We start from the raw sequence: 19,508 nt of genomic DNA, 5'->3' as shown, positions 1-19,508 counted from the left end.
CGACACCCTTCACGAGGAGCCTCCGATGACGATCCTGAACCACGAGACCGCCGCTGCCACCACCGCGGCGCCCGCGGCCCTCACCGCCGCCCCTGCCGCCGCGGAGGCCCGCGCCCGGATCGAGCGGGCCAAGCACGCCTTCTCGACCCGCAATGTCGGGGCGTTCCTGCGCCGCACCGAGGGCGTCGACCTCATCACCGAGGACCACGTCCCCCAGGCCGGCGAGGTGGTGCTGGCCCGGGTGACCTCGATCGGCCACCACAAGCGCCTCGAGAGCCCGGTCTCCCGTCGCCAGATCCTCTTCGCGGGCGACGAGATCGTCGTCGCCTACGGCAGCCGCTACGCCGCCGACCAGTTCCTGGCGATGGTCCCCGGGGATCTCGGCCCCGCGCACCTGGCGGCGGCCGGCGGACTGGCCTCGCGGGTCGTCGACCAGCACTCCGGCGTCGGCTCCCCCACCGAGATCGAGCCGATCGGCGTGATCCGCGACGCGCACGGTCCGGTCACCCTGGCCCGCGCCGCCGCCCACCGCACCCTGCGCGGCCTCGCCTCCCACGACCGGCGTCCCGCGCACGAGGTGCCGGTGATCGCGGTGCTCGGCACCTCCATGAACTCCGGCAAGTCCACCGTGCTCGCGCAGCTCGCCCACGGCCTGGCCGCCGCCGGGCTGCGGGTCGCCGCGGGCAAGGTCACCGGCACCGGGGCCGGCAACGACTACAACCTGTTCCTCGACGCCGGCGCCCACCGGGTCCTGGACTTCACCGACTTCGGCTACTCCTCGACCTTCCAGGTCGACATCGAGGAGGTCCGCGACCTGTTCCTGTCGATGGCCGACGAGCTCGCCGGCGGCCCCGAGCGCCCCGACGTGGTGCTCCTGGAGATCGCCGACGGCGTCTACCAGGGCGAGACCACCCGCCTGCTGGCCGACGCCGAGTTCGGGCGGGTCGTGAACCGGGTGGCCTTCGCCGCCGGCGACGCGCTCGGCGCGGTCGGCGGCGTCGGCGCGCTGGGCGCCCTGGGCCTGGTGCCCGCCTTCGTCTCCGGGGTGGTCACCAGCTCCCCGCTGGCCACCGCCGAGGCCCGCCGCGCCCTCGAGGTGCCGGTGGTGGCGACCTTCGACCTCGGCACCGCCGAGGTCGCCCAGGAGCTGGTCGCCGACCTGCTCGAGGAGGCCGCCGCCGATGCCGCGTGAGCGCGAACCGGTCGCACTGCCCAACGGGCTGCTGAAGAACGCTCCCCCGCTGCCGCCGCTGCTGCGCGGGGCACGACGGGCCTGGCTGGGCCTGCTCGTGCTGCTCGGACTCGGGCAGGCCGGCCTCGGGGCGCTCTCGGCCTGGGCGCTGGTCAAGCTGCAGGCGGCCCCGGCCGGCTCCTCGGAGCTGCTGCTGCGCGCCCTGGTGCTGCTGGTGCTGGCCGCGCTGGCGATCGGCGCCCTCAAGGTCCATGAGCGGGTGATCGCCGAGAAGCTCGGCCAGGACTACGTCCACCAGCTGCGGCTGGTCCTGCTCGGCGATGCCCTCACCCCCGGGCACACCACCTCGCTCGGGGTGACCATCGCCCGCACCACCAACGACCTCTCCGGAGTGCGCAACTGGGTCTCCCAGGGCATCGCCCCGCTCACCGTCGCGGTGCCCCTGATCGGCGGCAGCCTGGTCACCCTCGTGGTGCTCCATCCCGCCCTGGCGGCCGCGCTCGCCGCGCCGCTGGTGGTCCTCGCGCTGTGCCTGCTGGTGTGGGCACGCACCGCCCTGATCAAGACCCGGCAGATGCGCCGCACCCGCGGCCGGCTGGCCTCCCGCATCGCCGACACTGTCACCGCCTCCGACGGCATCCTCGCCTCGGGAGGCACCAGGCGCGAGCTGCGCAACATCCGCGACGCCTCGGGCAGCCTGGTGGAGATCGCGGTGGACCGGGCCGAGACCGTCGGCACCATCCGCGCCGGCGGGATCGTCGCCTCCACCCTGACCACCCTGCTGGTGGCCGCGACCGGCACCTACCTGGGACTGGACGCGGGGGTCACGATGGCGGCGATGGCGGTCGCCGGGATCGCCTCGACCCCGGTGCTCGAGATCGGACGGATCGTCGAGTACCGCCAGACCTACCGCTCCGCCCGGATGGTGCTGGGTCCGGCGATCGCCGGCGCCGAGCAGCGCCGGCGGAGCGCCAGGGCGCGGCGGCGGATCTCCGCGCAGGTCGCGCCGCCCCAGGCCGCGGCCGACGGGTCCGTGGTGGTGCATCTGGAACTGCCGGGCCTGACCGCGCCGGGCGATCCGGTGCGCGGACGGCCGCGGGACCGGGTGCGCCTGGTCTCCGAGGACCCCCGCGCCCCGCACGAGTTCATCCGCCGCCTCCTGGAGCTCTCCCCCGGCCCCGAGAGCGGCGCGCCGGACTCCCTGTGGGTCACCGGCGAGAACCTCCGCGCCCTCGGCACCCGGCGCACCCGGGTGCTGATGGGCTCCGCGAGCGCCCACGCCGTGTTCGAGCGCGGCACGGTCGCCCGCGCCCTGCACTACCGGCGCCCCGACCTCGACGCGGCCTGCGACCAGGAGGTCCTGGACCTGGTGGGCCTGGACCTGTCCACGCTCCCGAAGGGCCCCCGCACCACCCTGCGTCGCGGCGGGGAGCCGCTGACCCGCTCCGACCGGGCCCGCCTGGCGCTGGCCCGCGCGCTCTACGGCACGCCTCCGCTGCTGCTCATCGACGGCCTCGAGGGCGACCTCGACGACGCGGGCCGCTCGATGCTCGCGCAGGTGCTGGCCGACTACCGCGGGGTGGTGGTGATGGTCGCCTCCGACGCCCTCGCCGCCCGGCTGGGCGCCCGGGAGCACCACCTGCTCCCAGTGGCGGGCGAGGAGACGCCCGACCCGGTGGGCATGGGCGCGCGGGCGGAGGGCCGGGCGATGGAGGACGACGACGAGTGAGAAGGGGGCGATCGACCCGCCGCCGTCGGCCCCACCGCATCTCACCACGCTCGCAGACGCCCCGATCGCCACGCTTGAGGCGCACCCGCTGCCGACCGAGCTCAAGCGGGCCGGCGGCGTCTCGTTGCATGCCGCGAGCCCATTGGCGACCCACCTTTCCCAGCTCGTCGCGCAGACCGTGAGATCTGGGTCTCCACCGGCGGCGGTCGCTGAGAGCGGCGAGACGCCGTACCGGATGGTGGTGCCGGCGAAGGTCGCCGCGCAGGTCGGCAAAGGACTCGTGACGCCCTTGTCCTCCAATGCGGTGCCCGGCGGGATCCACAGCGCCTTGCGCGATGCTAGCCGGATCACAGCGAGCGCCACGTTCGTCCCCGTCACCGCCACAACTGCAGTTGCTGGCACGTCGGCGGCAGCAGGAGCAGCCGCCGGTGCTGGCGCGATCACCGTCGCCGCGCCTCTCATCGTCATGGCCGTCGCTGTCGGGGTCAGCGCCTACGCCGAGCACCAGCGCCAGGAGTCGATCGACCACCTCACCGACCTGCTTGAAATGCTCCATGTTGACAAGCTCGACGACGAGCGAAGCGAGCTGGACGGTTGCCGTGGAGCTATCGACAAGGCGACGTCAATCCTTCTTAACCGAGGCAGTCTCGGGCTCACGCTGGGACTGGACGCTGCTGTCCATGCGATTGGCACCGCGGTCGAAAGAGCGGGCCGTCGCGTCAAGAAGTGGCAGTCCACGCTGTCCACGTTCCCCGACGGTCCCGTCGAGATCGCTCGCCTCAGAGAGGCTTTCCCAGGAATCGGCGAAGCTGGGGGCACTTTCTACGCCCACCTCGAGCTTGCGCGGCTCGCGATCGCTCTTACACGCCGAGTGCTGGTGCTGCAGGCAGTCGAGCACGCCCAGCACGCCGACGAAGATCAACTCTTCCCTACTTTCGTGCGGTCGCTGCAGACGGACGAGATGCGCATCGATGACCTGGACGCCGCTGTCTCAGCGGTACTCCTGAGACTGTCGAGTCTCGAGATCAAGCGCGACACCGGTCTGCGCAACATCGTCATCACGCACAAGGACGTGGACGACCTTCTCCGCACGGCGTACCCACTACGAGCCCTTGGAGACGAGGTCGCCGTCAACACCCGGTCGACGGACGTCACCATCAACATCGCGCGCTACAGCGACGGCTCACTCACGGTGCACCCCGCTTTGAGCGCCTGAACCAGCTTCGCAACGGCGACCTCAGCGATGAGGCTTCCACGGTCAGAACTATCGCCGTGCTCGATTGTGTGACCCGGATGGCAACGCGTTCTCCCAGCCGGCGGCACGCTGGTCAGTCGTCGTCATCATCACGGATCACTCATCGTCGTCGTCATCGTCCTCGTCGTCATCATCGTCGTCGTCGTCGTCACCGTCGTCGTCGGCGTCGGCGTCCTCGCACTCCAGCGAACCGTCGTCCCATTCGCAGACGCCGGAGGGGCGCGGCGGCGTGCTCCTGCCGCCGCCGGAGCCGGCGGACGAGCCGCCCGAGCCCGAGGCGCTGCCGCTCTCGCCGGAGCCGGAGGCACCGCTGCTCCCGCCCGAGCGGGGCTGCTCCGCGGCCGGCTGCGGAGCAGGCGCCGGGGCGGGCGCCGGTTCCGGGGACGCCTCGGGCCGCATGGCGCCCACCCCGGTGTCGGAGTGGATCCCGCGGACCGGCTGCTCGGTGGCGCTGGGCTGCGGGAGCGGGACGGCGGCCCCCTCGGCGGCGGGGTCGCGGGCCGGCGGTGCGGGGGCGTCGGCGGCCGCGGCGGCCTCCCCCGCACCGCCCGCATCGGAGGGCGCGCCGATCGAGATGCCCTCGCGGGCGGTCGGCACCTCCTCCAGGGCGGGCAGCACGGCCAGCGCGACCGCGGCGAGCGCGACGGCCACGATGATCCCCAGGGTGCGCAGAGTCTTCATGCCCGCCATGGTCGACGCCCGCGATGAAGGGGCGGTGAAGGGCTCATGAGAGGTCTCTCATCCGGGCCCTGACCAGGCCCGACCGGCCCGTGACCGGTCAGGCCGCCGGATCCACGAGCTTGTAGCCGGCGCCGCGCACGGTCACCAGCCGGGGCGCGCCGAGCTTGCCGCGCAGGTACCCGACGTAGACGTCGACCACGTTCGAGGCCCCGTCGTAGTCGTAGCCCCAGATCTTCGACAGCAGCAGGTCGCGGGTGAGCACCTGGTTCGGGTTCTCCAGGAACACCCGGGCCATGGTGAACTCGCGCGAGGACAGCTCCACCGAGCGCTGCTCCCCGCCGACGGTGCAGGTCGCGATCCGGGTGCGCAGGTCCAGCGAGAGGTCCCCCAGCGCGAGCACGTCGGCGCTGACCGCCCCCGCCCCCGCCGTGGCCTCCCGGGCGCGCAGCTTGACCCGCGCCAGCAGCTCCTCGAAGCGGAAGGGCTTGGCGATGTAGTCGTTGGCCCCGCCCTCGAGGCCCTGCACCGTGTCGTCCACCCCGGTGCGGGCGGTGACCATGAGGATCGGGATCTGCACGTCCATCCCGCGCAGCGCCTTGAGCACCTGGAAGCCGTCCATGCGGGGCAGCCCCACATCGAGGATCAGCAGGTCGAAGTCCCCGCTGGAGGCGAGGTCCAGGGCGGCGATGCCGTCCTCGACCACGGTCGAGGCGTAGCCGTTCGCCTTCAGTCCGCGCTCCATGAAGCGGGCGATGCGCGCCTCGTCCTCGGCGATGAGGATCCTCATCCCTCGTCCCTCCCCTGGCTGCTGATGCGGTCGTCCGCGGCCGGCGACGAGCCGTCCCGGTGCTCCGGCGCCCGCCGGCCCCCAGTATGTCCCGCGCTCGTGAACTGCGGGAACACGATGGTGAAGGTCGAACCACGACCCGGTCTCGAGAGCACGCGCACCTCGCCGCCGTGCCCCTCGGCGATCGCGAGCACGATCGGCAGGCCGAGCCCCGTGCCTCCGCCGCGGCCGGCATCGACCCGGGTGAAGCGCTCGAAGATGCGTCGCTGGTCGTCCGGGGCGATGCCGACGCCCTCGTCCCGCACGCTGACGTGGATCTCGGGACCGTCCGGGCCGGAGACCAGGTCAACCCCGAAGAAGATCCGGCTGCCGTCCTCGCTGTACCGCACGGCGTTGGCGGCCAGCTGCACGACCGCCTGGGTCAGCCGCTGCTCGTCGGCGTCGGCGACCACGTCGACCTCGCGCTCGAGGATCCACTCCCGCTCGGCGATGTGCGCGATGCGGGCGAAGGCGGAGCGCCCGAAGTGCTGCAGGTCCACGGGCCGCAGGCGCACGTAGTCGGGGCGCTTCGAGGCCGCCAGCTCCGAGAGGTCGCCGACGACCCGGCCCATCCGGTCCAGCTCCTCGTACGCGATCTCGCGGGACTCGCGCACGTCGTCCGGGTCCTCGACGTCGGTGGTCTCCAGGGTGCCGCGCACGATGGTCAGCGGGGTGCGCAGCTCGTGGCCCACGTCGCTCATGAAGCGGCGCTGCTCGGCGAAGCCGGCGTGGATGCGTGCGAGCATGCGGTTGAAGTTCCGCGCCAGGGCCGCCACGTCGTCCCGGCCCTCGGGGACCGGCACCCGATGCTCGAGGTCGACCACGGTGATCTGCTCGGTGGCCGCGCGCAGGTCCTCGAGCGGTCGCAGCAGCCGCCCGGTGACGACGTAGCCCACCCAGCCGGCGACCACCAGCGTGATCACCGACAGGCCCGCGAAGGTGACGGCGCTGCGCCACAGCTCGGCCCGCTGGGAGCCGATGTCGTTGGCCACCACGAAGATGCCCTGCGCCTCGTCGCCGGCGACGTCCACCGAGGCGATCAGCACCCGCAGGTCCCGGCCGTGCGCCTCCATCGAGACGATCACGGTGCGGCCCGGGACGTGGGCGTCCAGGATCTGCTGCTGGATGCGTGCGGAATCCGCGGAGCCGTCGGGCATCAGCGCGTAGTCCTGCTGGCTGGGCTGGTAGCGGCGCTGCCCGTCGATGAAGGTCAGGACGGATTCGTGGTCCGACGGCGCCGCGGCGCCGGTGGCGTGCACCAGCACGCTGTCCACGGAGCTGTGCACGGGACGGCCCTCGTCGTCGGTGTCCTCGGCGATCAGTGCGAGCTCGCTGTACTCCTGCCAGAGCTCCCGGTCGACGCGCTGGTCGAGCGCCCGGAACTGCGCGGCATAGGTGAGGACGCCGGTGACGGCCAGTCCGACCGCCATGAAGGCCAGCATCGTCGTCAGCATCCGCGTGCGGACGGTCCGGCCTCGCGCCGAGCCGGCGATGCGCTCGCGAAGGGGGGCCATGGGCGCATCGTAGGGGACGTGACGCAGGTTGGTCGGGTGGCCCCTGGACGTCCGTCCATTGCCGGGGTAAATTGGGATAATGTGGTGTAAATCGGACATTGACGCGCGGGGCGGCGCTGGTCGCTCCGCCATGCCCGAACATCCTGCCATCGTCCCGGCACGCGCCCTCGACCCGGCGAAGAGCGCCGGCCCTTCGTCCCCGACGCCCGCCCTCGCCCGACGACGCCGTGACGAGCGCGTCGGATGAGCACGCGCCCACGGACGGTCCTGGTCGTCCATCCCGGGGCGGAGCTGCTCCGCTCGGACCGGGTGCTGCTGGAGAGCGTGACAGGGCTGCGGGAGGCGCGGTGCCGCGTGGTCGTCGCCCTGCCCGCCGAGGGGCCGCTCGTGGCGCAGCTGCGCCGCACCGGTGCGGAGGTGCAGATCGTGCCGATGCTGGTGGCGCGACGGGCGCTGCTGAGACCGGGCGCCTGGTGGCTGCTCCTGCGCGGCGCGACGGCCGGGCTGATCGGGGCCTGGCGGACGCTGTCCCGGGTGCGCCCGGACGTCGTGTACGTCTCCACGGCCCTCATCCCGCAGTGGCCCGCCCTCGCGCGACTGCGCGGCATCCCCTCCATCAGCCATCTCCACGAGACGGAGCGCTCGCGCTCCCGCGTGCTCGAGGTGATCCTCTACCTCCCCCACCTCGCCTCCCGGCGCGTCCTGGTCGACAGTCGGTCCAGCCTGCGATCGATCAACCGGGTGCTGCCGGGCTCGGCGCGCCGCGCGGAGATCGTCCCGCCCCCGGTCGCGTCCCCCGCGCACCCGAAGCCGCCGAGGGAGCCGCTCGAGGGACCCCTGCGGATCCTCTACATCGGGCGGCTCACCCCGGCGAGGGGACCGGACCTCGTCATCGAGGCAGCGAAAGCGCTGCTGCATCAGGGACGCCGCGCGGACGTCACCCTCCTCGGAGCCGCCTGCGAGGAGAACCGGTGGTTCGAGGAGCAGCTGCACGAGCAGGCCGCCGACAGCGACGTGGAAGTCGAGTTCGCCGGCGCGCACGAGAACAGCGCGATCTTCCTCGCGGCGGCCGACGTGCTCGTCGTGCCCACCCGCTTCGCGGCGCCGTCCGGCACCACCCTCGTCCAGGGCGTCCTCGCGCTGCGACCCGTGGTGGCCGGCGACGCGAACGGGCTGCGTGAGGCGGCTCGCGCCTACCGGACCACCCGCGTGGTGCGGGCCGATGATGCCGCGGAGATCACCGAAGCGCTCTCGTACCTGGTCGAGAACTGGTCCGACATCGTCGAGCAGCTGCCGGCCTCCCGCGCCGAGGCGCTGCGGCGGCACGCGCCCGAGGTCTACCGCCAGCAGATCGTCCGCGCCTGCCAGGTAGGGCCCGCACCGCGGAGCGGGACGGCCTGACGGGCGCGGACGCCGCGCCCGGGTCAGTCGCGACCGAGGCGTCGCCGCACGATGCCGACGATGCCGCCGCGCTCCCTGAGCGACCTGCGGCGTCCATGACCGGGTGAGGCGTCGGCGGACGTGCGGACCGTACCGCCGGTGCGGGCGCCGGACCCGCCGGGAGCGGCGGCGGAGGGCCGGACGGGGCCGGACTCGTCCGGGCCGGACTGCTGGGCGCCGGCGCTGATGGCCGGCTCCGACTCCACGCGGCGGACCGCCTCCCGCTCCTGCGCCTGCTGAGCGGCGCGCTTCTCCGCCTGCGCCTGCTCGCGGGCCTCGCGCAGCTCGGCCGTGCGCGCCTCCTGGCGGAGTCGGCGCTTCTCGGCCGGATCCTCGGCGATGCGGTAGAGCACCGGCACGATGACCAGGGTCAGCAGGGTCGAGGAGACGAGACCGCCGATGACCACCACGGCCAGCGGCTGGGCGATGAAGCCGGCATTGCCGGTGATGCCCAGGGCCATCGGGATCAGCGCGAAGATGGTCGCGGCAGCGGTCATCAGGATCGGGCGCAGACGCTTGGCGGCGCCCTGGTGCAGGGCCACATCGAGCGTCATGCCCTGGCGTCGGTACTGGTTGACCAGGTCGATCAGCACGATCGCGTTGGTGACCACGATGCCCACCAGCATCAGCAGGCCGATCATCGAGGGCAGGCCCAGCGGGACGCCGGTGATGACCAGCAGGCCGAGGGCACCGGTGGCCGCGAAGGGGATCGAGACCAGCAGGATCAGCGGCTGGATCAGGGACTTGAAGATCCACACCAGCAGCACGTACACGAGCAGGATCGCGGCGAGCATGGCGATGCCGAGCTGGCCGAAGGTCTCGTCGATGTCGGCCGCGGTGCCGCCGATGGTGGCGTCGACGCCCTCGGGCAGGTCCGCCGCCTCGATCGCGGCGTTCGCGGCGTCGGTCGCCGGCTGGACGTTCTCGCCCGACGGGGTGATCGAGACGGTGACCGTCTCCAGCCCGTCCTGGGTGGCGATCGAGGGGCGCGAGAGCTCCTCCTCGACGCTGGCGACGTCGGTCAGGGGGATGGCGCCCAGCAGCGCGATGTCCTGCAGCTGCGCGAAGGTGTCGACGGTCTCCCCGCCGGCCACGTAGATGTCGAGCTCGTTGTCGTCCAGGGTGATGGTGCCGATGGCGCCCGGGTACATCTGCTGGGCGACCAGGCCGATCACGGCCTCCTCGGTCAGTCCCCGCTGGGCCGCGGCCTCGCGGTCCACGGTGACCACGGCGGTGGGCTGGTCGCCCTGCAGATCGGTGTCGACCTCGGAGACGCCCTCGGGCAGCGGGTCGAGCTCGGCCAGGAGCGCGTCGTTCGCGGCCTGACGGTCCTGCGCGGTGGGCCCGGTGACGAGGATGTCGACCGAGCTGGAGCCGGTGGGCGAGGCGACGTCGGCAGCCTCGATGCTGCCGGCCTCGGGGATGTCCTCGAGGGCGGCGACCATCTCGTCGAGCAGGATCTCCTGGTCGGCGTCGGGGTCGGTGGTGATCGAGAAGCTGACCTCGTTGGTCGCCCCGCCGAAGCCGAACTGGCTGCCGCCGATGGTGGTCTGGACGGTCTCGACCCCGTCGAGGGCGAGCAGCGCCTCCTCGCTCTCGGTGGCCTTCTGCGAGGACTGCTCGAGGCTGCTGCCGGCCGGCAGCGTCTGGGTGAGCGAGGCGATGTTCTGCCCGGTGTCGCCCAGGAAGCTGATGTTCACCAGCGGGATCAGGAAGACGGTGCCCACCAGCACCAGCAGCGAGGCGCCGAGGGTGAGCAGTCGGCGCGGGAGCGTGTCGAGCACGAGGTGCAGCAGCGGCGCGTAGACGCGGTGCAGCCAGCTGCGCTCCTCCTTCGCCTCGGCCTGCTCGCGGATCCGGGCGACCTGCTCGGCGTTGTCGGGGTCGACGTCCTCCTGGCCCTTCGGGGGCTTCAGGAACCAGTAGGCGAGCACCGGGACGATGGTCAGCGCCACCAGCAGGGAGCTCAGCATCGCGATGCCGACGGTCAGGGCGAAGGGTCGGAACAGCTCGCCCGCCAGCCCGGAGACGATCGCGATCGGCAGGAACACCACCACGGTCGCCAGCGTCGAGGCGGTGATGGCGCCGGCCACCTCGCTGACGCCGTCGAGGATCGCGCGGCGCTTGGTCTTGCCGTAGGCGAGGTGGCGGGTGATGTTCTCGATGACCACGATCGAGTCGTCGACGACCCGGCCGATGGAGATCGTCAGCGCCGCCAGGGTCAGCATGTTCAGCGTGTACCCGGTGACGTACATGCCGATGAAGGCGATCAGCAGCGAGGTCGGGATCGAGATGGCGGTGACGACGGTGGGCCGCACCCGCCGCAGGAACAGCAGGATCACGCCGACGGCGAAGAGGAGGCCCAGCAGGCCCTCCTCGGCGAGCGCGAGGATCGACTCCTGGATGAAGGGGGCCTGGTCGAAGACCACGTCGGCCTCGGCGCTGCCGCCGACGCCCGGCAGGGTCTCGGCCAGCACGGCCTCGACGTCGCCGGAGATGTCCACGACGTTGCCGTCGGCGGTCGCGGTGACCAGGAGCACCAGCGACTGGCGGCCGTTGGTGCGGGAGATCGAGGTGGGGTCCTCGGTGGCGCGCTCGACGGCGGCGACCTCGGCGAGGGTGACCGGGGCGGGCGGCTGCTCGGGCTGCCGGCCCTCGCCGCCCGCCGGGGCCTCGTCCTCCGCCGCGGCGTCGTCGGCGGGCATCAGCACGATCCCCTCGAGGCTCTCGATGCTGTCGACGCTGCGGCCGAGGACCACGTCGAGGGTGCGCTCGCCGTCGACCACGGAGCCGCCGGGCAGCGACAGCCCATGGGCGTCCAGCGCGGTGGTGATGTCGTCCTCGGTCAGCCCGTTCTCCGCCAGGGCCGCCTCGTCCGGGGTGATCCGCACGATCTCCTCGGGAGCCCCGATGACGGCGACCGACGAGACGCCGCCCACGCGCTCGAGCTCCTGCGTCACCTGGGCGTCCAGCCGGGTGGCGAGGTCGGAGGGCTCGAGATCGGAGGACACCGAGAGCACGACCGCCGGGAGGTCGCTGGTGCCGCCGGCGATGACCTGCGGGTCCGTGTCCTCGGGGAGCTGGTCCTCGATGCGGGTCAGGGCGGCTTCGACCTGGTTCGAGGAGCGGGCCACGTCGGTGCCGTAGGTCAGCTCGACGGTGACCATCGAGACGCCGGCCTGCGAGCTCGAGGACGTCCCCTCGACGTTCTCCAGTCCGCTCAGGGACTGCTCGACCGGAGCGGTGATCCGCTCCCGGACCTGCTCGGAGGAGGAGCCCGGTGTGGTGGTGACCACCTGGATCTGCGGGAGCGAGACCGAGGGGATGAGCTCCTGGCGCATGGTCGTCATGGCGAAGACGCCGATGATCGACACCGCGATGCACACCAGTGCGATAAAGGACCTGTTGTTCAGGCTCAGCGTGGCCAGGCGATTCATCGTGCTCCTCGAGGATCGGCTCCGACGGGCGGCGGCACGACGGGATGCCGCGCGCAGAGGCTGCGGCGTCGAGTCCTCCGCAGGGCACTATGTCACGGCTTCCTGCGAGCGGGCACCCGACCATCGTCGACGAGCTCGTCGCACAATGGTCGGGTGCCCGCCGCTGCTTCCTCGTCCCTCCCCATCGCGGGCTCCGCCGCCCGACCGCCCCGTCGCCGGCCCGAGCAGGGCACCGCCCGATGACCTACTCCGATGCGCCGCGGGAGGAGAGCGCCCGGCGGACGGTCGACCGCGACATCCTGCGCCTGGCGATCCCCAGCCTCGGGGCGCTCGTCGCCGAGCCGCTGTTCCTCCTCGTCGACTCCAGCTTCATCGCCCGCGTCTCGACCACGGCCCTGGCCGGGCTGGGCCTGGCCTCGACCGTGCTCACCACCATCGTGGGCCTGGCGGTCTTCCTGGCGTACTCCACCACCGCCGCCGTCGCCCGGGCCTTCGGGGCCGGCCGCGACCGGGAGGCGATCGCCCGCGGCATCGACGCCTGCTGGCTGGCCCTGCTGGTCGGCGCCCTCACCCTGCTGGGGCTGCTGGTCGCGGGCCGGCCGCTGCTGGCCACCTTCGGCCCCTCGGCCGACGTGCTCGCCGAGGCGATCATCTACCTGCGGATCAGCGCCTTCGGCCTGCCTGCGATGCTCGCCGTGCAGGCGGCCACGGGACTCGTGCGCGGGATGCAGGACGCGAAGCTCCCGCTGCTGGTGGCCGTCGGCGGCGCCCTGGCGAACATCCCGCTGAACTGGGTGCTGATCTTCGGTCTGGACCTGGGCATCGCCGGCTCCGCGATCGGCACGATCATCTGCCAGTGGGGCATGGCCGCCGTGCTGCTGGTCGTGATCGCGCTGCGGGCCCGCCGTGACCGGATCCCGCTGACCCCGCAGCTGACGAACCTGGTGGCGGTGGGACGCGACGCGGTGCCCATGTTCGTGCGCACGCTCGGCCTGCGCGCCGTGGTGATCGCCGCGACCGTCGTCGCCACCCGGCTGGGGGACGTGCAGCTGGCCGCCCACCAGCTCGCCAACACCGTCTTCAGCGTGCTCTCCCTGGCCCTGGACTCCCTGGCCATCGCCGGACAAGCGCTGACGGGCCGATACCTGGGAGCCTCCGATCCGCGGACCGTGCGGGCCGTGACCAGGCGCCTGATGACCTGGGGCGTGGGCGGCGGCGCCGTGGTCTCGGTGCTGCTGTTGCTGGCGAGCTACGTCGTCCCGGAGCTCTTCACCCCCGACGTCGCCGTGCAGGAGAACCTGCGCGCCGCGCTCTGGGTGCTGGTGCTCACCCAGCCCATCGCGGGGTACGTGTTCGTGCTCGACGGGGTGCTGATGGGCGCCGGGGATGCTTCCTACCTCGCGAAGGTCGGCAGCCTCATCGCGCTCGCGATCATCCCCGGCGCCGCCCTGGTGGCCTGGTGGTCCCCGGAGGGTCCGCTGGGCCTGGCGATGCTGTGGCTGGCCTGCAACTTCGCGTTCATGGTGCTGCGCGCGATCAGCCTCGGGCTGCGGGTGCGCACCGACGACTGGATGCGGCTCGGGGACTGAGGGGAGCTCACCGGAGGCGCTGGTCACGCCGACACGCGGCCCCGGGCTGCACCCGGCCTCAGCCCGCGACGGCCTCCCGGGACGCCACGAAGGCCTGCACCGCGGCCTCGACATCGGCCTCCGTGTGCGCGGCCGAGAGCTGCACGCGGATGCGGGCCTTCCCGCGCGGCACCACCGGGTAGGAGAACGCGGTGACGTAGACGCCGTGGTCGAGCATCGCATCGGCGATCCGCCCGGCCCGGGCCGCGTCGCCGAACATGACCGGCACGATCGCGTGCTCGCCGGGCAGGAGCTCGAAGCCCTCCTCGCTCATCCGCCGACGGAACAGCTCGGCGTTGCGGAACAGGGTCGCGCGCAGCTCGGCGCTGCCCTCGACCAGCTCGAGCGCGGTGAGGGTGGCGGCCACGATCGACGGGGCCAGGGAGTTGGAGAACAGGTAGGGGCGGGCCTTCTGGCGCAGCAGCGCCACGATCTCGCCGCGGCCCGAGACGTAGCCGCCGCTGGCTCCGCCGAGGGCCTTGCCGAAGGTGCCGGTGTAGAGGTCCACGCGGTCGGCGACGCCGAAGTGCTCGGGGGTGCCGGCACCGGTGGCACCCATGAAGCCGACGGCGTGGGAGTCGTCCACCAGCACCAGCGCGCCGTACTCGTCGGCCAGGTCGCAGATCCCGGGCAGCGGGGCGAGGTAGCCGTCCATGGAGAAGACGCCGTCGGTGACGATGATGGTGCGGCGGGCTCCCCGGCCCTCGTTCTGGGCCCGGGTGGCCTCGAGCTGGGCGCGGAGATCCTCGAGGTCGGCATTGCGGTAGCGGTAGCGGGCGGCCTTGGACAGGCGGATGCCGTCGATCAGGGAGGCGTGGTTCAGGGCGTCGGAGATGATCGCGTCCTCCGGGCCGAACAGCGGCCCGAAGACGGCGCCGTTGGCGTCGAAGCAGGAGGAGAACAGGATCGTGTCCTCGGTGCCGAGGAACTCGGACACGGCCCGCTCGAGCTGCAGGTGGAGGTCCTGGGTGCCGCAGATGAAGCGCACCGAGGCCATGCCGAAGCCGCGCTCGGCCAGCGCCCGCTGCGCGGACTCGACGAGCCGCGGGTCGGCGGCCAGGCCCAGGTAGTTGTTGGCGCAGAAGTTCAGCACCTCGGCGCCGTCGCGGCCGACGGGCCCGGCGGTGATGCGGTTGCTCTGCGGGGTGGAGATGACGCGCTCGTGCTTGAAGGTGCCGGCCTGCTCGATCTCTGCGAGCTCGGCGGCCAGCTGGTCCTTGAGGTCCGTGTACATGGGGTTCCTTCCCGGGGGCGGTGTTGGGGGCGATCAGGCGGTGGGCGGCGATCAGTCGTCCAGCACGCTCCAGTCCAGCAGGACCTTGCCGGCGGTGCCCGCCTTGGCGAGCTCGAAGCCGCGCTCCCAGTCCGTCGCCGGGAGCACGTCGGTGATGGTGCGGGCGATCGCCGCGCGGAGCACCTCGGAGGTGCTGAGCATCGCGGACATCGCGTTCCAGGTCTCGAACATCTCGCGGCCGTAGATGCCCTGGAGGGTGAGCATGCGGGTGACGACCATGGTCCAGTCGATCTCGAACTGCCGCGAGGGCAGCCCCAGCAGCGCGATCCGGCCGCCGTGGTTCATGTTCTCGATCATCTCCTGCAGCGCGCGGGACTGGCCGGAGATCTCCAGGCCCACGTCGAAGCCCTCGCGCATCCCCAGCTCGCGCTGGGCGTCGCGCACCGGGGTGGTGGCGACGTCGAGCACCACATCGGCCCCGCAGCGCTGCGCCATCGCCAGCCGGTGCGGGGAGATGTCGGTGATGGTGATGTAGCGGGCCCCGGCGTGCCGAGCCACCGCGGCGGCCATCTGCCCGATCGGGCCGGCCCCGGTGATCAGCACGTCCTCCCCGACCAGGGGGAACTTCAGGGCGGTGTGGACGGCGTTGCCGAGCGGGTCGAAGACGGCGCCCAGCTCCGGGGTGATGAGCTCGGCGCCGCCGTCGTGCTCGTGCACCCAGACGTTCTGGTGCGGCACCGTCACGTACTCGGCGAAGGCGCCGTCGCGCTGGACGCCCACCGAGCGGGTGCGGTTGCACATGTGGCGCCGGCCCGCCCGGCAGTTGCGGCAGGTCTCGCACACCACGTGCCCCTCACCGGAGATGCGGTCCCCCACCCGCACGTCCGCTACCTCGGCCCCGACCTCGGTCACCTCGCCGTAGAACTCATGGCCGGGGGTGAAGGGCACGGTGTCGCACATGGCCTGCGCGGAGGCGTCCCAGTCCAGGATGTGCAGATCGGTGCCGCAGATCCCCGCCCGCAGCACCCGCACCTTCACGTCCCAGGGCCCGCAGCCGGGCTCCTCGAGCGTCGTCCATTCCAGGCCCGCGTCGGGCGCGACCTTGCGCAGTGCGCGCATCTGACCTCCTCGTCCGGCTCCCCGCGCAGGCGCTGCGGCGGGATGGCGCTCATCGAGCAGCCATCCCATCATCCCGCGCTCGGAGGTCGCTGGAGGCGCTCCGGCGGCTCAGGCGCCGGCGGGAACCACCGCCTCGGCGCGCACCTGATCGGCGGCCTGGACCAGGTGGCGCAGGCTGGCCTCGGTCTCGGCGTAGCCGCGGGTCTTCAGCCCGCAGTCGGGGTTCACCCACAGCCGCTGCGGGCCGACGACGGCGCGCGCCCGGCGCAGCTGCTCGGCGATCTCCTCGACGCCCGGCACCCGCGGCGAGTGGATGTCCCAGACCCCGGGGCCGATGCCGCGGGGGAAGGCGTCGGGGTCGATGGCCTCGAGGATCTCGCCGCGGGAGCGGGCCGACTCGAGGGAGGTGACGTCCGCGTCCAGGGCGTCGATCGCGCCCACCACCACGCTGAACTCGCTGTAGCAGAGGTGGGTGTGGATCTGCGTCGCCTCCCGGACACCCGCGGTGGCCAGGCGGAAGGAGCGCACCGACCAGTCGAGGTAGTCCGGATGGTCGGCGGTGCGCAGGGGCAGCAGCTCCCGCAGGGCCGGCTCGTCGACCTGGATGATCCGGATGCCGGCGGCCTCGAGGTCGCTCACCTCGTCGCGCAGGGCCAGGCCCACCTGGGCGGCGGTCGTGCCCAGCGGCTGGTCGTCGCGCACGAAGGACCAGGCCAGGATGGTGACCGGGCCGGTGAGCATGCCCTTGACGGGGCGCGGGGTCAGCGACTGGGCGTAGGTGGCCCAGTCCACGGTGATCGGGGCGGGCCGGTGGACGTCGCCGAACAGGATCGAGGGGCGGGTGCAGCGGGAGCCGTAGGACTGCACCCAGCCGTGCTCGGTGGTCGCGAAGCCCTCGAGGTGCTCGGCGAAGTACTGGACCATGTCGTTGCGCTCGGGCTCGCCGTGGACCAGCACGTCCAGGCCCAGCTCCTCCTGCAGCGCGATCACCCGCGCGATCTCGTCCTTCATCGCCTGCTCGTACCCGGCGTCGTCGAGGACGCCCCGGCGGTGGGCGGCACGGGCCGCGCGCACCTCTGCCACCTGGGGGAACGAGCCGATGGTGGTGGTGGGCAGATCCGGCAGCCCCAGCGTCCGGCGCTGCGCCGCGGCGCGCACGGCGTAGTCGGCGCGCTCGGTCGCGGCGCCGGTGACCGCGGCGGCGCGCTCCCGGACCGCCTCGACGTGCACCCCCGCGAAGGTGCGCGGCACGGACCGCGGGCCGTCCGCGGCGCCGGGCTCGACGTGGCCCCCGGCGAGCGCGACGAGCTCGGCGATCTTCTCGTCGGCGAAGGCGAGGGTGGCCACGAGCTCCGCGGGCAGGGAGGTCTCGCGCTCGAGGGTGTGCGGGACGTGCTGGAGGGAGACCGAGGTGGAGACCGCGACGGCCTCCGCGTCCCCGCCCGCCGCGGTGACGCGCGCGCGCAGCTCCGCCAGGCGCGCGGCGGCCGTCGGCAGCTCGGTGCGCCAGATCGACCGGCCCTCCACCAGGCCCGCCACCAGCTGGGTGGCGCCGAGGCCGGCGAGCTGGGAGGCCGTGGGCAGCTCGCCGCGGGTGAGGTCGAGGTGGACGGCCTCCACCCCGGTCGTCAGCAGCGCCGGCAGCAGGTCGCCGATCCCGCCGTACGGCGTGGCGACCAGCAGTTGCGGTCGATCCGCCCCGGCGGCCAGGCGGCCGAGGGAGCGCTGCAGGGCCGCGGCCAGCGCCGTCTGCCCGAGGCGCTGATCGGCGGCGAGGGCGGGCTCGTCCAGCTGCACCCAGGGCGCGCCGGCCTCCCGGAGGCGGGCCAGCAGCTGCGCGTACACGGCGACCACGTCATCGAGGCGGTCCAGCGGGTCGAAGCCGGCCGGCGCCCCGTCCTGCGGCTTGGCCAGCAGCAGCAGGGTCAGCGGGCCCACCAGCACCGGGCGGGTGCCGGCGCCGTCCTCGAGGCTCTCGGTGAACAGCTCGACGACCCGGGTGGAGGCGAGGTGGACGTCGGTCTCGGGGCCGATCTCGGGGACCAGGTAGTGGTAGTTGGTGTCGAACCACTTGGTCATCTCCAGCGGAGGCTGCTCGGCAGTGCCGCGGGCCAGCGCGAAGGTGGCGTGGTCGTCGACCGTGCCGCCCGGGCCGAGCACCGCGGCGAAGCGGTCGGGGACGATGCCGACCGCGAGCGCCGCGTCGAGCACCTGGTCGTAGAGGGAGAAGGACTCGGGGGCCGCGGCGGCGGCCGCCAGGCCCAGCGCGGCGAGGCGGGTGCGGGTGGCGCGGCGCAGCGCGCGGGTACGGCGGGCGAACTCGGCGTGGTCGATGCGGCCTGCCCAGAGGGCCTCCTCGGCCTTCTTCAGCTCGCGGTCGGGGCCGATGCGGGGGTAGCCCAGGGGCAGCGCCGGGGGCAGCGGGGCGGACGGCGGGCTGGTGACGGGGGCGCTGTGCGGGGTCATCGCGGATCTCCTTGCGGGGTGGTGGACCAGCGGTCCAGGTTCAGGGCGTCGAGCACGTCGAGGGCCTCGGCATGCGAGTTGAAGGTGAACAGGTGCAGGCCGGGGGCGCCGGCGTCGAGGACCCGGGTGGCGAGGTCGACGGTGAAGCGCACACCGATCCGCCGGCGCTCGGCGTCGTCGGCGGCGGTCTCCAGGTCGTGGAGCAGCCGGCGGGGGGCGCCGACGCCGCTGAGCTCCGCCAGGCGCACCAGGCGCCGGGGGTCCGTGGCGGGGACGAAGCCGGGGACGATGGGCATCCGGACGCCCGCGGCCCGGGCGCGCTCCAGCAGCGCGCAGTAGCTGGAGGCCTCGAAGAACACCTGGGTGATGGCGAAGTCGGCGCCGGCGCGCTCCTTGGCCACCAGCACCTCCGTGTCGTGCCGGGTGGTCGGCGACTCCGGATGGCGGTGCGGGTAGGCGGCCACCCCGACGCTGAGGCGACCGCCGGCCAGCACCGCGGTGCGTTCGCGCTCGACCTCGCGGATCAGCTCGATCAGCGGCCGGGCGAAGGGGATCTCGTCGCCCTCGAGGCTGTGGCCCGGCATCTGGTCGCCGCGCAGGGCGAGCAGGCCCCGCACCCCGCGGTCCAGCAGGGCGTGGATGATCGCGGTCAGCTGCGCACGGGTGGAGCCGATCGAGGTCAGGTGCACCAGCGGGCGCAGGGCGGTCTCCGCGAGGACGTGCTCGGTCAGCTCGAGCACGCGGGCGAGGTTGCCGTGACCGGCGCGGCTGGTGACCGAGACGTAGTCGGGACCGGTGGCCTCGAGGTGGCTGATGGTGGTGCGCAGGCGGTCGAAGGAGAGGTCCGACCGGGCCGGGAACAGCTCGTAGCTGAGGGCGGGCCGGCGGGCGGCCGGGGCGGTGCGCTCGAGCTCGGGGAGCGTGGTGGGGGCGGTCATGCCGGGAAAGCTACGGGCCGCTCCTCCGTGCCGGAAGGAACGTGTTCAC

Annotated in this window: 13 protein-coding genes; 5 read left to right on the top strand and 8 right to left on the bottom strand. The window is 73.2% G+C overall.

Annotated elements, in window-relative coordinates; genetic code table 11:
• The first annotated feature begins 25 nt into the window (after positions 1-25).
• The 3 genes from ACOJUI_RS01440 to ACOJUI_RS01430 all read left to right on the top strand — a co-directional run bounded on the left by ACOJUI_RS01440 (position 26) and on the right by ACOJUI_RS01430 (position 4,137).
• Positions 26-1,192: a DUF1611 domain-containing protein gene (locus ACOJUI_RS01440; RefSeq protein ID WP_422116335.1), complete on the top strand. Its 1,167-nt coding sequence runs from the start codon at positions 26-28 to the stop codon at positions 1,190-1,192.
• Positions 1,182-2,921 (top strand): ABC transporter transmembrane domain-containing protein, encoded by a 1,740-nt coding sequence (locus ACOJUI_RS01435; protein WP_422116334.1) that lies wholly within the window; start codon positions 1,182-1,184, stop codon positions 2,919-2,921. Before ACOJUI_RS01440 ends, ACOJUI_RS01435 begins: the two co-directional genes overlap by 11 nt.
• A 241-nt stretch (positions 2,922-3,162) precedes the next feature.
• Positions 3,163-4,137 carry a hypothetical protein gene (locus tag ACOJUI_RS01430; RefSeq protein WP_422116333.1) on the top strand — a complete coding sequence of 325 codons (975 nt, stop codon included), beginning with the start codon at positions 3,163-3,165 and terminating at the stop codon, positions 4,135-4,137.
• A gap of 135 nt (positions 4,138-4,272) precedes the next feature.
• Here the strand turns inward: ACOJUI_RS01430 and ACOJUI_RS01425 are convergent, their stop codons facing one another.
• The 3 genes from ACOJUI_RS01425 to ACOJUI_RS01415 all read right to left on the bottom strand — a co-directional run bounded on the left by ACOJUI_RS01425 (position 4,273) and on the right by ACOJUI_RS01415 (position 7,197).
• The gene (locus ACOJUI_RS01425) at positions 4,273-4,857 is read right to left on the bottom strand and encodes a hypothetical protein (protein ID WP_422116332.1); all 585 of its coding nucleotides are present in this window, start codon (positions 4,855-4,857) and stop codon (positions 4,273-4,275) included.
• A gap of 97 nt (positions 4,858-4,954) precedes the next feature.
• Positions 4,955-5,644: a response regulator transcription factor gene (locus ACOJUI_RS01420; protein ID WP_422116331.1), complete on the bottom strand. Its 690-nt coding sequence runs from the start codon at positions 5,642-5,644 to the stop codon at positions 4,955-4,957.
• Positions 5,641-7,197 carry an ATP-binding protein gene (locus tag ACOJUI_RS01415; protein WP_422116330.1) on the bottom strand — a complete coding sequence of 519 codons (1,557 nt, stop codon included), beginning with the start codon at positions 7,195-7,197 and terminating at the stop codon, positions 5,641-5,643. The genes ACOJUI_RS01420 and ACOJUI_RS01415 overlap by 4 nt, the downstream gene beginning before the upstream one ends.
• Before the next feature lie 243 nt (positions 7,198-7,440).
• Here ACOJUI_RS01415 and ACOJUI_RS01410 point away from each other — a divergent pair, with 243 nt between their 5' ends.
• Positions 7,441-8,598 carry a glycosyltransferase family 4 protein gene (locus ACOJUI_RS01410; protein WP_422116329.1) on the top strand — a complete coding sequence of 386 codons (1,158 nt, stop codon included), beginning with the start codon at positions 7,441-7,443 and terminating at the stop codon, positions 8,596-8,598.
• A gap of 23 nt (positions 8,599-8,621) precedes the next feature.
• On the opposite strand, the gene ACOJUI_RS01405 is transcribed toward ACOJUI_RS01410, so the two are convergent.
• The gene (locus tag ACOJUI_RS01405; protein ID WP_422116328.1) at positions 8,622-12,074 is read right to left on the bottom strand and encodes an efflux RND transporter permease subunit; all 3,453 of its coding nucleotides are present in this window, start codon (positions 12,072-12,074) and stop codon (positions 8,622-8,624) included.
• Between the two features lie 239 nt (positions 12,075-12,313).
• Here ACOJUI_RS01405 and ACOJUI_RS01400 point away from each other — a divergent pair, with 239 nt between their 5' ends.
• Positions 12,314-13,663: an MATE family efflux transporter gene (locus ACOJUI_RS01400; protein WP_422116327.1), complete on the top strand. Its 1,350-nt coding sequence runs from the start codon at positions 12,314-12,316 to the stop codon at positions 13,661-13,663.
• Between the two features lie 58 nt (positions 13,664-13,721).
• Here the strand turns inward: ACOJUI_RS01400 and ACOJUI_RS01395 are convergent, their stop codons facing one another.
• From ACOJUI_RS01395 to ACOJUI_RS01380, 4 genes are all read right to left on the bottom strand, one after another.
• Entirely contained in the window at positions 13,722-14,936 is a 1,215-nt protein-coding gene (locus tag ACOJUI_RS01395; protein WP_422116326.1) for a glycine C-acetyltransferase, read from the bottom strand.
• Positions 14,937-14,987: 51 nt separating this feature from the next.
• Positions 14,988-16,055, bottom strand: a complete 1,068-nt coding sequence (gene tdh, locus ACOJUI_RS01390) for an L-threonine 3-dehydrogenase (protein WP_422116325.1) — start codon at positions 16,053-16,055, stop codon at positions 14,988-14,990.
• Positions 16,056-16,163: 108 nt separating this feature from the next.
• On the bottom strand, positions 16,164-18,521 hold the full coding sequence (gene metE, locus ACOJUI_RS01385) for a 5-methyltetrahydropteroyltriglutamate--homocysteine S-methyltransferase (protein WP_422116324.1): 2,358 nt from the start codon (positions 18,519-18,521) through the stop codon (positions 16,164-16,166).
• Positions 18,518-19,459, bottom strand: a complete 942-nt coding sequence (locus ACOJUI_RS01380; protein WP_422116323.1) for a methylenetetrahydrofolate reductase — start codon at positions 19,457-19,459, stop codon at positions 18,518-18,520. Before ACOJUI_RS01380 ends, metE begins: the two co-directional genes overlap by 4 nt.
• Positions 19,460-19,508: the final 49 nt, after the last annotated feature.

The organism is Brachybacterium sp. UNK5269 (assembly GCF_049266655.1).
Lineage (GTDB): Bacteria > Actinomycetota > Actinomycetes > Actinomycetales > Dermabacteraceae > Brachybacterium.
Note: the sequence above shows the minus strand (reverse complement) of the source record. Positions and strands in the feature narration are given on the sequence as shown.